Here is a 13,237-nt window from a genome sequence, read left to right as displayed (position 1 = left end):
GTCATTTCGTCAGCGCGGACTCCCATGCTGACGGACAATCTCACAGCCGCTCGATGCAAGTCGCGCGGCTGTTTTTATTGCCTTGCCAGAAAGTGATCTCCATGTCTTTCGCTGTTCGCCCCTCCTTCTTGTCGAAGACCGCAGGGCTGCTGGCCTTGCTGGGGGCATTGACGGCGCAGGCTGCAGAAGGGCGTTACCCGCAGCGTCCCGTGCGTCTGGTGGTTCCTTTCACACCCGGAGGCTCCACCGATATCGTGGCGCGACTGGTTGCCGATGCCATGCACACGACGCTGGGTCAGCCCGTGGTGGTCGACAACCGCTCCGGCGCCAGCGGCTTCATCGGGGCCGAGGCCGTGGCCAATGCCGCGCCTGACGGCTACACGATCGGCCTGGGCACCATCAGCACGCTGGTGGTCAATCCGATCATGCTGCCCCAGTCGGCACGCATAGACCCTGCCAAGGCCTTTGTACCGGTGGTTGCACTGGCGTCCATTCCGTCGGTGTTCTCCGTGCATCCCAATATGGGTGTGCAGAACTACGCCCAGTTCCTCACTCTTGCGCGCAGCAAGCCGGGTCAGTTCAATATCGGATCGGCCGGAGTAGGCTCCATCGGGCATCTGATTGCCGAGCGTCTCAATGCCGATCTCAAGCTCAAGCTGCACCACATTCCCTACAAGGGGCAGGGGCCGGTGATCAGTGGCGCGTTGTCGGGCGAGACCCAGGTTCTCAGCGATCAGTACCCCTCGTCGGCTGCGCATGTGGCTGCGGGCCGCCTGGTTGCGTTCGCCGTGGCTGCACAGGAGCGTTTGCCGGCCCTGCCGCAGGTGCCCACGTTCAGGGAGTTGGGTCACCCTTCGCTCAACGATCTGGCCATCACCTGGTTCGGTATCGTTGCTCCGGCAGGAACGCCGCAGGCCGTCGTGACCAGGCTCAACGGCGCTGCCAACGCGGCCCTGCAGGAGCCTGCCGTACAGGAGCGTCTGCAGACCATGGGCGTGCATGTCTTGGGCGGCACACCGCAGCGATTGAGCTCCATGATGGATGAGACCGCCAGGGTCGTGCGCCAGACCGTGCGCGAGCAGGGCCCGGCGGTGGACAAGCCGCATTGACGCTTCACATAGGACTGCCGGTGCCGGATGCCGCAGTCATCCAGGCCGCGGCTTGGCGCCTCTGAGGTCTTTGAATCGACGAATGAGGCCTTGCAGCGTTCTCGGAGCATGCAGTTTTGCAGAAACGTCATCGGCCTGCGGCACAATGCCTGACATGCTGATGTATCCGCACATTGATCCTGTAGCCGTGCAGATTGGCCCGCTGGCCGTGCACTGGTATGGCATAACCTATCTGGTGGCCTTTGGTCTGTTCCTGTTTCTGGGCACGCGCCGACTGCACCACCCTCCATTCAAATACATGACGGGCGAGCGTGCCTGGGCGCGCAAGGATGTGGAGGACATTCTCTTCCTCGGCGTGCTGGGCGTGGTCGTGGGCGGGCGCATCGGCTACTGCCTGTTCTACAAGCCTGGCTACTACCTCTCGCATCCGCTGGAGATTCTTGCCGTCTGGCAGGGCGGCATGAGCTTTCACGGCGGCCTGCTGGGCGTCATCGGCTCCATGATCTGGTTTGCTCGCTCGCGCAAGCGCAACTGGCTGGAAGTCGCAGATTTTGTGGCGCCTTGCGTGCCCACGGGGCTGGCTGCGGGCCGGATCGGCAACTTCATCAACGGCGAACTCTGGGGGCGTTTTGCGAGTGCCGATCTGCCCTGGGCCATGGTGTTTCCGCAAAGCGGCTCCATGCTGCCGCGTCATCCCTCGCAGATCTATCAGTTTCTGATGGAAGGGCTGCTGCTGTTCATCATCCTGTGGCTGTACGCGCGCAAGGAGCGCAAGCCCGGCCAGGTCGCGGCGGTATTTCTGATCGGCTATGGGGCCTTCCGCTTCATTGCGGAGTACTTCCGCGAGCCCGACGACTTCCTGGGTATTCTGTCGCTGGGCATGAGCATGGGGCAGTGGCTGTGCATTCCCATGATCGTGGCCGGTGTGCTCATGTGGGTGTGGTGCGGCAAGCGCCAGGCCTACGCGGTTCAGCGAACCACGGCCTGAAGGCCAGATTTTGAAAAACGCAGACCTCGGTCTGCGTTTTTTATGGTGCGGTGTGCGAGGCAGAAAAACTGCACATAATGGCTGAAAGCGTTACTGCAATTGCGGTATCTGCTTCTTCAATGAGAGCATGATGGTGCTGGAACAAGGAGATGCATATGGGGTGGGCAGCCGAGTGGATTGAGCAAACCAAGCTGTGGGTGCGCGGGGCTGAGGGCGAGAAGGGCGACGGCCAGCATCGCCCGCTGGCGCAACGCCTGGAGGCCACCTTGCGTCGCGGGGAGGAGGCGCTGTCGCCGCGCGAGCTGCGTCGCTTGCTGCAGGACATGCAGCAGGTGGCCGATACCGCGCTCAGTGACGTGGAAGGCGGCCGTCACGCGCAGGTGCTGATGGACTGGTATGGCAAGGCCGATCTGGCTGCACGCAAGGACTTCTGGCTGCTGGCGATCGAAAAGTTCGGCCCCGATGCCAAGGCCTTGCAGGCGGCCCGCGAGCGCTACGACAAGGCGGGCAGCGATGTAGAGCGCGGCGAGGCCGAGATGAGTCTGCGCCGTGCCCTGGTTTCATCGCGCACGCGGCTGCTGCAGCGTTTTGCCCAGCCCAGGGGCGGCATGGGCTTTTTGGTCGATATGCGTGCCGAACTGCTGGCCTTGCCCAAGGCCGAGCAGCACTATGTGGCGCTGGACGCCGAGCTGGAGCATCTGTTTTCCAGCTGGTTCGATGTGGCCTTGCTGGAACTCAGAAGCCTGAATTGGGACTCGCCCGCATCGCTGCTGGAGAAGCTGATCAAGTACGAGGCAGTGCACGATATCCGCAGCTGGGCCGATCTGAAAAATCGCCTCGACAGCGACCGCCGCTGCTATGGGTTCTTTCACCCGCGCATGCCCAATGTGCCGCTGATCTTTGTGGAGGTGGCGCTGCTGGACAAGATGGCGGGCAGCATGGCGCCGCTGCTGGACGAGGCCGCAGCGGCCGCCGATCTGGCCAAGGCCAATACCGCCATCTTCTATTCCATCAGCAACACCCAGACCGGACTCAAGGGCGTGAGCTTCGGCGATTCGCTGATCAAGCATGTGGTGGAGACGCTCACGCAGGAGTTCCCCAAGCTCAAGCAGTTCGCCACGCTGTCGCCCATTCCGGGACTGCGCAGCTGGCTGAGCAAGAACGGCGATGCAGCGCTGGCGGAGCTGGACGACAAGCAAAAGGCAGCTCTGGAAAAAGTCGCTGGCGGAGTGAGCGCTGCGCAATTGCTGGCTGCGCTGGACGACCCCGGCTCGCTGCCGGAAAAGTCGGTGGTGCGTCAGGCTGCCATGTTTTGCGCCGCGCGCTATCTGGGTCGGGAAACTGCCAAGGGCCGTCCGCTGGATGCCGTGGCACGCTTTCACCTTGGCAACGGTGCGCGCGTGGAGCGCCTGAACTGGGCGGCAGACCTGTCGTCCAAGGGGCTCAAGCAATCCATGGGGCTGATGGTCAACTATCTGTATGACCTCAAGCGCCTGGACAAGCACCGCAGCCTGTTGGCGCAGAGCAAGATTCCCGTTTCCTCGGAGATCGAATCGCTGTGCAAGGGTTGAGTGCATCGCGACTCGCGCTGCGCCCGGCCTGAGCCGGCTTTTGCTGCTGCGTCTTCCAACCACAAGCCTGGCTGCGGCGATGTTGCTGACCAGGCGCGCAGAGGAGACATAGATGCAGGATTCTTGGGCAAAGAGCGTGGGTTTGCAGCGGCGCACGCTGCTGGGGTCGGCGGGGGCGCTGCTGGCGGCTGGGGCATCGGGCTGGACGGGCATGGCCCAGGCATCGGAGTGGCCGAGCAGGCCTGTCAATTTGATCGTGCCTTTTCCTGCCGGTGGCGGCACCGACACCTTTGCCAGACCGTTCTCTGCCCAGTTCGCCAAGACCTCGGGCAAGACCCTGGTGATAGACAACCGCGGTGGCGCGGGCGGCACGCTGGGTGCCAGCATTGCGGCCAAGGCCGCACCTGACGGCTACAACTTCTTCATGGGCGGCACCCACCATGTGATTGCGCCCTCGGTCTATCCCAAGCTCGAATACGATCTGGAGCGCGACTTCATCCCGCTGGCGCTGCTGGCCAGCGTGCCGCAGGTCGTAGTGGTCAATCCCAAGAAGGTGACTCATGCCAGCTTGCAGGCTCTTGTGCAGGACCTGCGTGCCAACCCCGGCAAGTACAACTATGCCTCGGCAGGGCCGGGGTCTTCGCACCACCTGGCAGGTGAGCTGTTCAAGCTGCAGACCAAGACCCAGATCACCCATATTCCCTACAAGGGCGCAGGCCCTGCGCTGCAGGACCTGATCGCCGGCAATGTGGACATGCTGTTCGACGGCCTGGGCTCATCGGCCCAGCATATCAAGGGCGGCCGCATCAAGGCCTTGATGGTGGCGGGCGCCAAGCGCAACCCCGCCTTCCCCGATGTGCCCAGCGCCGCCGAGTGCGGCCTGCCGGACTTCACCGTCACCACCTGGTATGGGCTATGGGCGCCCAAGGGCACGCCTGCTGCCGTGCAGCAGCAGATGCTGGACGAGGTGCGCAAGATCGGCGCAGCCGAGGACATCAAGGCTGCCTGGGCCAAGAACGGCGCCGATTACGGCCAGCTGAGCCAGCCGCAGTTTGCTGCCATGGTGCAAAGCGAGATCCAGCGCTGGGCCCATGTGGTCAAGGCGGCGAATGTGAAGATTGACTCCTGAGCCGGCTGGCTGCCTTGCGGGGCGGCCTTTGCTCGCATCCCATTTGAAGAAGTGCGTTTTTTCAGTGCCTGGCGCCACCGGCCAGGCCAGGGCCGGGCCTATGATGGCCATGGACCTTTTGCTTTCACCGTTTCCGAGTTCGACAGCATCACGATGACCGACATGCCTCAAGCCAATCTTTTCAGCGCGCTGCGCGCTGCGTTTCCTGCGGATCTGACGAAAATCGCCGTGGAGGCCATCGAGCCCGATGGCTCCAGCCTCTACTACACCTGGGCCGATCTGGAGCAGGGCAGTGCACGCATGGCCAATTTGCTGGCCTCTCTGGATCTGCCCGAGGGCAGCCGCATTGCGGTGCAGGTGGAAAAGTCGGTCGAAGCCATGATGCTCTACCTGGCCACGCTGCGCAGCGGCCATGTGTTCCTGCCGCTGAACACGGCCTACCAGAGCGCAGAGATGGAGTACTTCATCACCAATGCCGAGCCGGCCGTGGTGGTCTGCGCACCCGGCTGTTTCGGCTGGGTGTCCAAGATTGCATTCAACCACGGCGTGGGCCATGTCTACACCCTGGGTACCGACCGCACGGGCAGCTTGCTGGAGCGCGCGGCCCACCACAGCGACGAGCACCAGGTCGTTGCGCGCCGCGCCGACGATCTGGCGGCGATTCTCTACACCAGCGGCACCACGGGGCGCAGCAAGGGCGCCATGCTCAGCCACGGCAATCTGCTGAGCAATGCGGCCATGCTCAAGGTGTACTGGGGCTGGCAGGAAGGCGATGTGCTGATTCACGCGCTGCCCATCTTCCATGTGCATGGCCTGTTTGTCGCCATTCACGGGGCGCTGCTCAACGGCAGTCCCATGATCTGGTTTGCCCGCTTCGAGCCCGAGGCCGTCATGGCGCGCTTCAAGGACGCGACCGTCTTCATGGGGGTGCCGACCCTTTATGTGCGCATGCTGGCCGACGCCCGGCTGGACCGCGACATGGCCGCGCACATGCGTCTGTTCATCTCGGGCTCGGCCCCCATGCTGATCGAGACCTTCCGCGCCTGGAAGACGCGTACCGGTCACACCATCCTTGAGCGCTATGGCATGAGCGAGACCATCATGCTGACCTCCAACCCCTATCAGGCTGATGCGCGCTATGGCAATGAGGCCGAGCGCCGTGGCGCAACCGTGGGCTTTCCCCTGCCTGGCGTGGGCGTACGCATTCATGGCGACGACGGCAAGGCCCTGCCCGCAGGCGAGATCGGCAATATCGAGGTGCAGGGCCCTAATGTCTTCAAGGGCTACTGGCGCATGCCGGAGAAGACGGCAGAGGAGTTCACGGCCGACGGCTGGTTCAAGACCGGCGATGTGGGTCTGCAGGATGAGCGCGGCTATTTCAGCATCGTGGGACGCAGCAAGGACTTGATCATCTCGGGCGGCTACAACGTCTATCCGGCCGAGGTGGAGGGCTTCATCAACGATCTGCCTGGCGTGGACGAAAGCGCACTGGTTGGAGTGCCGCACCCGGACTTTGGCGAGGTCGGCGTTGCCGTCATCGTGCCGCGCAAGGGTGCGCAGCTCGATGGGCTGAAGATTCTGGAGTCGCTCAAGGCCAGGCTGGCCAACTTCAAGGTGCCCAAGCGCTGCTATGTGGTGGACAGCCTGCCGCGCAACACCATGGGCAAGGTTCAGAAGAAGCTGCTGCGCGATCAGTATCAGCAGGAGTTCTCCTGAACCTGCTGCCGAGTGTCTCCAGCTGGACGCCAAGCGTTGGTTTTTGGCTGCACTATTGGCTGCGTTTCAGGCGCTTGTCTTTTGACTTGACTCCTGAAAAGTGAGCTGTTCACGCAGCTTGCAAGGCAGATTCAGCATCGAATCGACCCATAAATAAAGCAGCTTGTACGCAAGCTGCTTTTAATTTGTGAGTGGCAAACGGCGACCCCTGAGCAGCCTGTGTCACTGGATATCAGGGGCAAGATCGGCCAGGGGCGCCCGGCGAGGTCCGTCCCGTCATTGGAAGCCGCGAAGCGGCTCAAGGGGAGCCAGTCAGCGCAGCACCAGCACCGGCACGGGTGAGTGCGTCAGCACATGCTGGGTTTCGCTGCCCAGCAGCAGGCGCTGCAGGCCCTTGCGACCGTGCGAAGCCATGACGATCAGGTCACAGTCATGCTTTTTGGCCATTTCCACAATCGACTCGGCCACCAGGTCGGAGTGGGCGATTTCGGTCGTGACATTGACCTTGCGCTCATGGCCAAAGGCTTTGACGCCGTTCAGCAGGGTCTGGGCCTGATTGGTCCATTGCTCCTCAACGCGCTTGGCTTCCTTGATGTCCAGCAAGTCGCTGCCTTCCAGATAGCTGCGCGGATAGTGCGAGACAACCTTGAGCGCAATCACGCTGGCGCCGCACAAAGCGGCCAGATCCAGGCCTGCATGCACAGCCTTGTCCGAGAGTTCGGTGCCGTCGGTAGCAATCAAAATGCGGTTGTACATAGCTTTCTCCTTAGGTTGCAGGTGTTGTAAATACAAGCATATGTCGATTGGGCAGTTAACGGTTGATTAATGTCAAGGTGGGTATCATCTGGCGTAGTTACGCTTGAAACATGTCCCAACACACTACTGTCCAGCCTTCCGCGGCAGAGCATGCTGTTGCTGACACCGGTTCCCTGAACTTGTCCCAGATGCACAGTCATCTGCTGGACGATCCGCAAGAATGGAGCTCGTTTGGTCGCCCCGCCGGCCAGAGCCCCAAGGCCCCAATCTCCGAGAACGCAACCGAGTCCCCGGTGTGGGATTCCTTCGTGGTTTTGGAGGGCATGCACTGTGCTGCGTGCGCGCTGACCATCGAGGAGGCGCTTCGGGCCGTCCCCGGAGTGCAGGCAGCCGAAGTCAGTGCCGCAACGCGCCGAGCCCGTGTCGAGTGGCGTCCTGCCCAGGTGCTTCCATCGCAATGGATGGAGGCCGTATCGCGTGCCGGCTATCGGGCCTTGCCCGCGCGCGATGCGTTCGCGCGCGAGCTGCGCCAGGCCGAGACGCGCCGTGCCCTGTGGCGCTGGCTGGTGGCCGGCCTGTGCATGATGCAGGTGATGATGTATGCATGGCCGGCCTACACGGCGCGGCCCGGCGACCTGTCGCTGGAGATGGAGACCTTGCTGCGCTGGGCCTCCTGGGTGATTTCTCTGCCTGTGGTGCTGTTTTGCTGCGGCCCCTTCTTCAAGAGCGCGCTCAAGGACATCAGCCAGCGCCGCGTGAGCATGGACCTGCCCGTGGCCATTGGCATGCTGATCACCTTTGTCATCAGCACGCTGGGCACTTTCGATCCCTCCGGTCCCTTCGGTCACGAAGTCTTCTTCGACTCGCTGACCATGTTTGTCTTTTTCCTGCTCACGGGTCGCTGGCTGGAGCTGCGCCTGCGCGACCGCACGGCCGGTGCATTGGAGGCCGTGATGAACCGGCTGCCGGATTCGGTGCTGCGTCAGCAGCCCGACTCGGGCGAGTTCGAGCGTGTGGCCACGCGCCGCCTGCGTGTGGGTGATGTGGTGCGTGTGCTCACGGGCGAAGCTTTCCCCGCAGACGGCCGGATTCTGCGCGGTACCACCCATGCCGATGAGGCGCTTTTGACTGGCGAATCCACGCCTGTTTTGCGCGCACAAGGCGATGCCGTCACCGCTGGCAGCTACAACCTGGACAGTGTTGTCGATATGAGGGTGGACAGCGTGGGTGAGGGCACCCGCTTTGCGCAGATCGTGAATCTGATGGAAAGCGCTTCGCTGCAAAAGCCCACTCTGGCCCAGCTGGCCGACAAGGTGGCCCGGCCTTTCCTTGTCGTGGTGCTGCTGGCGGCGCTGGCTGCCGCCATCTGGTGGTGGCCCACCGACCCGGGCAAGGCCATGATGGTGGCCGTGGCGGTGCTCATCGTCACCTGCCCCTGTGCGCTTTCGCTGGCCACGCCCGTGGCCATGCTGACGGCGGCTGGCACCCTGGCGCGCAGCGGCGTGCTGGTGCGCAATCTGCAGGGGCTGGAGGCGCTGGCCGCTGTGGATACGCTGGTGTTCGACAAGACCGGAACGCTGACGCGCGACGGCCTGGTGCTGCGCGCGCTGACACCTGCTGAAGGTCAGGACACGGATGAGCTGCTGGCGCTGTCCGCCTTGCTGGCGCGTCAGTCCATGCATCCCGCTTCCAGGGCCCTGGCGCAGGCAGCCGAGGTGGCCGAACTGCCTGCCAGCGCATGGCTGCTGGACTCCGTACAGGAAGTTGCTGGCAGCGGCCTTGATGTCTGGGTGCAGGCGCGCAGCAATACCGCTTTGCGCCGCCACCTTCGCCTGGGCTCGGCCGCGCATTGCGGCGTGCCCGAGTTGGCACCGCATGAGCCGGGTCAGAGCGTGATGCTGGCCGAGGAATCGAAAAGTGGCTGGCTGCCCCTGGCGCAGTTCCATCTGAGCGAGGACGTGCGCCCCGAAGCGGCCCAGGTCATTGCCGACCTCAGGCAGGAAGGTGTGGCGGTGCAACTGCTCTCGGGAGACCGTTCTGCAGCGGTGCAAACCGTGGCCGCCAAGCTGGGCATAGAGCAGGCGCAGGGCGATTGCCAACCGCAGGACAAGCTGGCAGCCATGCAGGCGGCACAGGCTGCAGGGCATAAGGTTGCCATGGTGGGCGACGGCCTGAATGACGGCCCAGTTTTAGCCGGAGCGCATGTCTCTTTTGCTTTTGGTAGAGCAGTGCCGCTGGCACAATCGCGAGCAGACTTCGTGGTACTGGGAGACAGCCTGGAGTTAGTGTTGCAAAGCCTGTTGCTGGCCCGACGGACCCTGTCCGTGGTGCGCCAGAACCTGGGCTGGGCAGCAGCCTATAACGCGATCTCTATTCCTCTGGCCCTTGTGGGCTGGATGCCTGCCTGGCTGGCAGGGCTCGGCATGGCGCTGAGCTCCTTGCTGGTCGTCGCCAACGCAGCCCGTCTTGCACGTGCGTTGCCGCTGCAGGCTGTAGATAGCAACGCGTCCGCCCCCGCGCACCTTGCGCCGCGGGGCACCGTCATGCCACTGACTCAAGGAGGCCATTGATGGATATTTTGTATGTATTGATTCCGCTGTCGGTTGTTCTGGTCATGGCCATTGTGGCTGCCCTGTGGTGGGCCGTGTACCGGGGCCAGTTCGAGAGCGTGGAACAAGAAGGCGAGCGCATTCTTCGCGACGATTGATGTGGCTCAACGAGCCCGACCAGAAACCAATGAACACTTTGCAAGATATCTAAGAGGTGCCCGATGGAAGCAACAAATAACAATGCTGTCTATTACGACGACACCGTCGTAAGACAGTTCTCTATCATGGCTGTGGTATGGGGGGTGGTAGGTATGGCGGTGGGCGTGTTTATCGCGTCCCAGCTGGCCTGGCCGGAACTCAACTTCGGCATTCCCTGGCTGAGCTACGGACGTCTGCGTCCGCTGCATACCAATGCCGTGATCTTCGCTTTTGGTGGCTCGGCGCTGTTCGCGACCAGCTACTACGTGGTGCAACGCACCTGCCAGACCAAGCTGTTCATGCCCAAGCTGGCCAGCCTGACCTTCTGGGCCTGGCAACTGGTTATCGTCGGCGCTGCCATCAGCCTGCCTCTGGGTTATACCCAGGGCAAGGAATACGCCGAGCTGGAATGGCCTCTGGACCTGCTGATCGCAGTGACCTGGGTGTCCTACGCCATCGTGTTCTTCGGCACTATTGGCATCCGCAAGGTCAAGCACATCTATGTGGCAAACTGGTTCTTCGGCGCCTTTATCCTGGCCGTGGCCCTGCTGCACATCGTCAACAATATTTCCATCCCCGCCGGCTGGATGAAGAGCTACTCGGCTTACGCCGGCGTGCAGGATGCGATGGTTCAGTGGTGGTACGGGCACAACGCCGTGGGCTTCTTCCTGACCGCCGGCTTCCTGGGCATGATGTATTACTTCATCCCCAAGCAGGCGGGTCGTCCCGTGTACTCGTATCGCCTGTCGATCGTGCACTTCTGGGCGCTGATCTTCACGTACATGTGGGCGGGTCCTCACCACCTGCACTACACCGCTTTGCCTGACTGGACTCAGTCCGTGGGCATGGTGTTCTCGCTGATCCTGCTGGCTCCCAGCTGGGGCGGCATGATCAACGGCATCATGACGCTGTCGGGTGCCTGGCACAAGCTGCGCGACGATCCCATCCTGCGTTTCCTGATCGTGTCCCTGTCGTTCTACGGCATGTCCACCTTCGAAGGCCCGATGATGGCCATCAAGACCGTGAACGCGCTGAGCCACTATACCGATTGGACCGTGGGTCACGTGCACTCCGGCGCGCTGGGCTGGGTGGGTCTGATCACCATGGGCTCTCTGTACTACCTGATCCCCCGTCTGTTCGGCCGCGAGAAGATGCACTCCGTGCCCGCAATCGAGCTGCACTTCTGGATGGCGACCATCGGCATCGTGCTGTACATCGCCGCAATGTGGATTGCCGGTGTGATGCAGGGCCTGATGTGGCGCGCTGTCAACCCCGACGGCACGCTGACCTACACCTTCGTGGAAAGCGTGAAGGCGACCTATCCCTTCTATGTGATTCGCGTGACTGGCGGTCTGCTGTATCTGGGCGGCATGCTGGTGATGGCATGGAACACCTGGAAGACCGCAGTGGCCGGCCGTTCCGTCAAGGTGGCAGTGCCTGCCGTGGTGGCTCACGCCTGAGCATTGAGGAGCAAAAGCAATGTCTGATCAAAATAACGCAGCTCCCAAGAGCTTTTCGCACGAGAAGATCGAGACCAGCAACTTTTTGCTGATCGCGCTGACGCTGTTCGTGCTGACCATTGGTGGCCTGGTGGAAATCGTGCCGCTGTTCTTCCAGAAGTCCACGACCGAAGCCGTGGCGGGTCTCAAGCCCTACACGCCGTTGCAGCTGATGGGGCGCGACGTCTATCTGCGCGAGGGTTGCTACAACTGCCACTCGCAGATGATCCGTCCCTTCCGCGCCGAGACCATGCGCTACGGCCACTACTCGGTGGCTGGCGAGTTCGTGTACGACCACCCCTTCCAGTGGGGTTCCAAGCGTACCGGCCCCGACCTGCATCGCGTGGGCGGCAAGTACAGCGACGAATGGCATCGCATCCACCTGAACAACCCGCGTGACGTGGTGCCCGAGTCCAACATGCCTGCCTACCCCTGGCTGGAAGCCAACAAGGTGGAAGACACGGCCGTGGCAACGCGCATGAGCGCGCTGCGCAAGGTGGGTGTCCCGTACACCGATGCGGAAATCGCCGGTGCTCAGGCCGAGGTCAAGGACAAGACAGAGATGGAGGCAGTGATTGCCTATCTGCAGGTCCTTGGTCGCGCTGTCAAGTAAGAGAGAAAGGGCTGGAAATGGATATCACCACCATGCGTATCGTGGCCACGCTGGCATCGCTGGCGTGTTTCGTGGGCATCTGGTGGTGGGCGTATGCCCGCCGCAACCAGGCCCGTTTTGACGAGGCAGCTCAGGTTCCATTCCTGGAAGACTGAGTCTGATCACCACAACGAGAACATCCCATGAGCGATTTCATTAACAATTTCTGGTCGGTGTATGTCGCGGCGATTACGCTGATCGGCATCTTTGGCTGCTTGCTGCTGCTGATTCTGGTGGCCAGCAAGAAGGTCGTTCCCTCGGGCGACAACACCACGGGCCACGTCTGGGACGAAGACCTGCGTGAACTCAACAACCCCATGCCCAAGTGGTGGATGGGTCTGTTCGTGATCACCGTGGTTTTCAGCCTGGGCTATCTTGTGGTCTACCCAGGTCTGGGTGGCTTCAGCGGCAAGCTGGACTGGAGCCAGACCGGCGCCTACGACAAGGAAATGGCCAAGGCCAAGGCGGACCTGGAGCCCCTGTATGCCAAGTTCACCAGCATGCCTACCGAAGAAATGGCCAAGGACCCTCAGGCCATGGCTATTGGCGAGCGTCTGTTCATGAACAACTGTGCCCAATGCCACGGCTCTGACGCTCGCGGCAGCAAGTCCTTCCCGAATCTGGCGGACGGTGACTGGTTGCATGGTGGATCTCCCGAAAAGATCAGGGAGACCATCACCAACGGCCGTATCGGCATGATGCCGCCCATGGCGGCAGCCGTGGGCTCGGCGGAAGATGTGCGCAATGTGGCGCACTATGTGCTGAGCCTTTCGGGCAGCCCTCACGATGCCGTCAAGGCTTCGCAAGGCAAGTCCAAGTTCGTGGCCTGTGCGGCTTGTCACGGCATGGACGGCAAGGGCAACCCTGCACTGGGAGCGCCTAACCTGACCGATGACATCTGGCTGCATGGCTGGGGTGAGGCGGCAATCGTCAACATTGTCAACAACGGCAAGCACAATGAGATGCCTGCCCAGAAAGAGAAGTTGACGGAGGCTCAAATTGCCGTGTTGGCTTCCTATGTCTGGAGTCTTTCGAATACGCAAAACCAGAAGTAATGCGTTCTTAAAAGG

At 62.2% G+C, this 13,237-nt stretch carries 12 protein-coding genes; 11 read left to right on the top strand and 1 reads right to left on the bottom strand.

What is annotated here, in order from left to right:
• Positions 1 to 101: 101 nt before the first annotated feature.
• From CTATCC11996_RS21560 to CTATCC11996_RS21540, 5 genes are all read left to right on the top strand, one after another.
• Positions 102 to 1,109: a Bug family tripartite tricarboxylate transporter substrate binding protein gene (locus CTATCC11996_RS21560; protein ID WP_003080470.1), complete on the top strand. Its 1,008-nt coding sequence runs from the start codon at positions 102 to 104 to the stop codon at positions 1,107 to 1,109.
• Between the two features lie 145 nt (positions 1,110 to 1,254).
• Complete coding sequence (gene lgt / locus CTATCC11996_RS21555; protein ID WP_003080469.1) at positions 1,255 to 2,097, top strand: prolipoprotein diacylglyceryl transferase; 843 nt, start codon at positions 1,255 to 1,257, stop codon at positions 2,095 to 2,097.
• 155 nt (positions 2,098 to 2,252) lie between these two features.
• Entirely contained in the window at positions 2,253 to 3,668 is a 1,416-nt protein-coding gene (locus CTATCC11996_RS21550; protein ID WP_003080467.1) for a malonyl-CoA decarboxylase, read from the top strand.
• 112 nt (positions 3,669 to 3,780) lie between these two features.
• A complete protein-coding gene (locus CTATCC11996_RS21545; RefSeq protein WP_003080465.1) occupies positions 3,781 to 4,797 on the top strand; it encodes a Bug family tripartite tricarboxylate transporter substrate binding protein in 1,017 nt (338 codons plus the stop codon).
• A gap of 162 nt (positions 4,798 to 4,959) precedes the next feature.
• Complete coding sequence (locus CTATCC11996_RS21540) at positions 4,960 to 6,513, top strand: malonate--CoA ligase (RefSeq protein ID WP_034350043.1); 1,554 nt, start codon at positions 4,960 to 4,962, stop codon at positions 6,511 to 6,513.
• A gap of 312 nt (positions 6,514 to 6,825) precedes the next feature.
• On the opposite strand, the gene CTATCC11996_RS21535 is transcribed toward CTATCC11996_RS21540, so the two are convergent.
• A complete protein-coding gene (locus CTATCC11996_RS21535) occupies positions 6,826 to 7,269 on the bottom strand; it encodes a universal stress protein (RefSeq protein ID WP_003080460.1) in 444 nt (147 codons plus the stop codon).
• 188 nt (positions 7,270 to 7,457) lie between these two features.
• Between CTATCC11996_RS21535 and CTATCC11996_RS21530 the strand changes: the two genes are divergently transcribed.
• The 6 genes from CTATCC11996_RS21530 (at position 7,458) to ccoP (ending at position 13,222) form a co-directional block, all read left to right on the top strand.
• On the top strand, positions 7,458 to 9,839 hold the full coding sequence (locus CTATCC11996_RS21530; protein ID WP_003080457.1) for a heavy metal translocating P-type ATPase: 2,382 nt from the start codon (positions 7,458 to 7,460) through the stop codon (positions 9,837 to 9,839).
• On the top strand, positions 9,839 to 9,976 hold the full coding sequence (gene ccoS / locus CTATCC11996_RS21525; protein WP_003056328.1) for a cbb3-type cytochrome oxidase assembly protein CcoS: 138 nt from the start codon (positions 9,839 to 9,841) through the stop codon (positions 9,974 to 9,976). The genes CTATCC11996_RS21530 and ccoS overlap by 1 nt, the downstream gene beginning before the upstream one ends.
• Positions 9,977 to 10,039: 63 nt before the next feature.
• Positions 10,040 to 11,476, top strand: a complete 1,437-nt coding sequence (gene ccoN / locus CTATCC11996_RS21520) for a cytochrome-c oxidase, cbb3-type subunit I (protein WP_034349987.1) — start codon at positions 10,040 to 10,042, stop codon at positions 11,474 to 11,476.
• A 19-nt stretch (positions 11,477 to 11,495) separates the two neighbouring features.
• Positions 11,496 to 12,128, top strand: coding sequence for a cytochrome-c oxidase, cbb3-type subunit II (gene ccoO / locus CTATCC11996_RS21515; protein ID WP_003080453.1), 633 nt, complete (start codon positions 11,496 to 11,498; stop codon positions 12,126 to 12,128).
• A gap of 17 nt (positions 12,129 to 12,145) precedes the next feature.
• Positions 12,146 to 12,283 (top strand): cbb3-type cytochrome oxidase subunit 3, encoded by a 138-nt coding sequence (locus CTATCC11996_RS21510; protein ID WP_003063128.1) that lies wholly within the window; start codon positions 12,146 to 12,148, stop codon positions 12,281 to 12,283.
• A gap of 27 nt (positions 12,284 to 12,310) precedes the next feature.
• The gene (ccoP, locus tag CTATCC11996_RS21505; protein ID WP_003080451.1) at positions 12,311 to 13,222 is read left to right on the top strand and encodes a cytochrome-c oxidase, cbb3-type subunit III; all 912 of its coding nucleotides are present in this window, start codon (positions 12,311 to 12,313) and stop codon (positions 13,220 to 13,222) included.
• Positions 13,223 to 13,237 lie beyond the last annotated feature (15 nt).

This window comes from Comamonas testosteroni ATCC 11996 (assembly GCF_000241525.1).
GTDB lineage: Bacteria > Pseudomonadota > Gammaproteobacteria > Burkholderiales > Burkholderiaceae_C > Comamonas > Comamonas testosteroni.
Note: the sequence above shows the minus strand (reverse complement) of the source record. Positions and strands in the feature narration are given on the sequence as shown.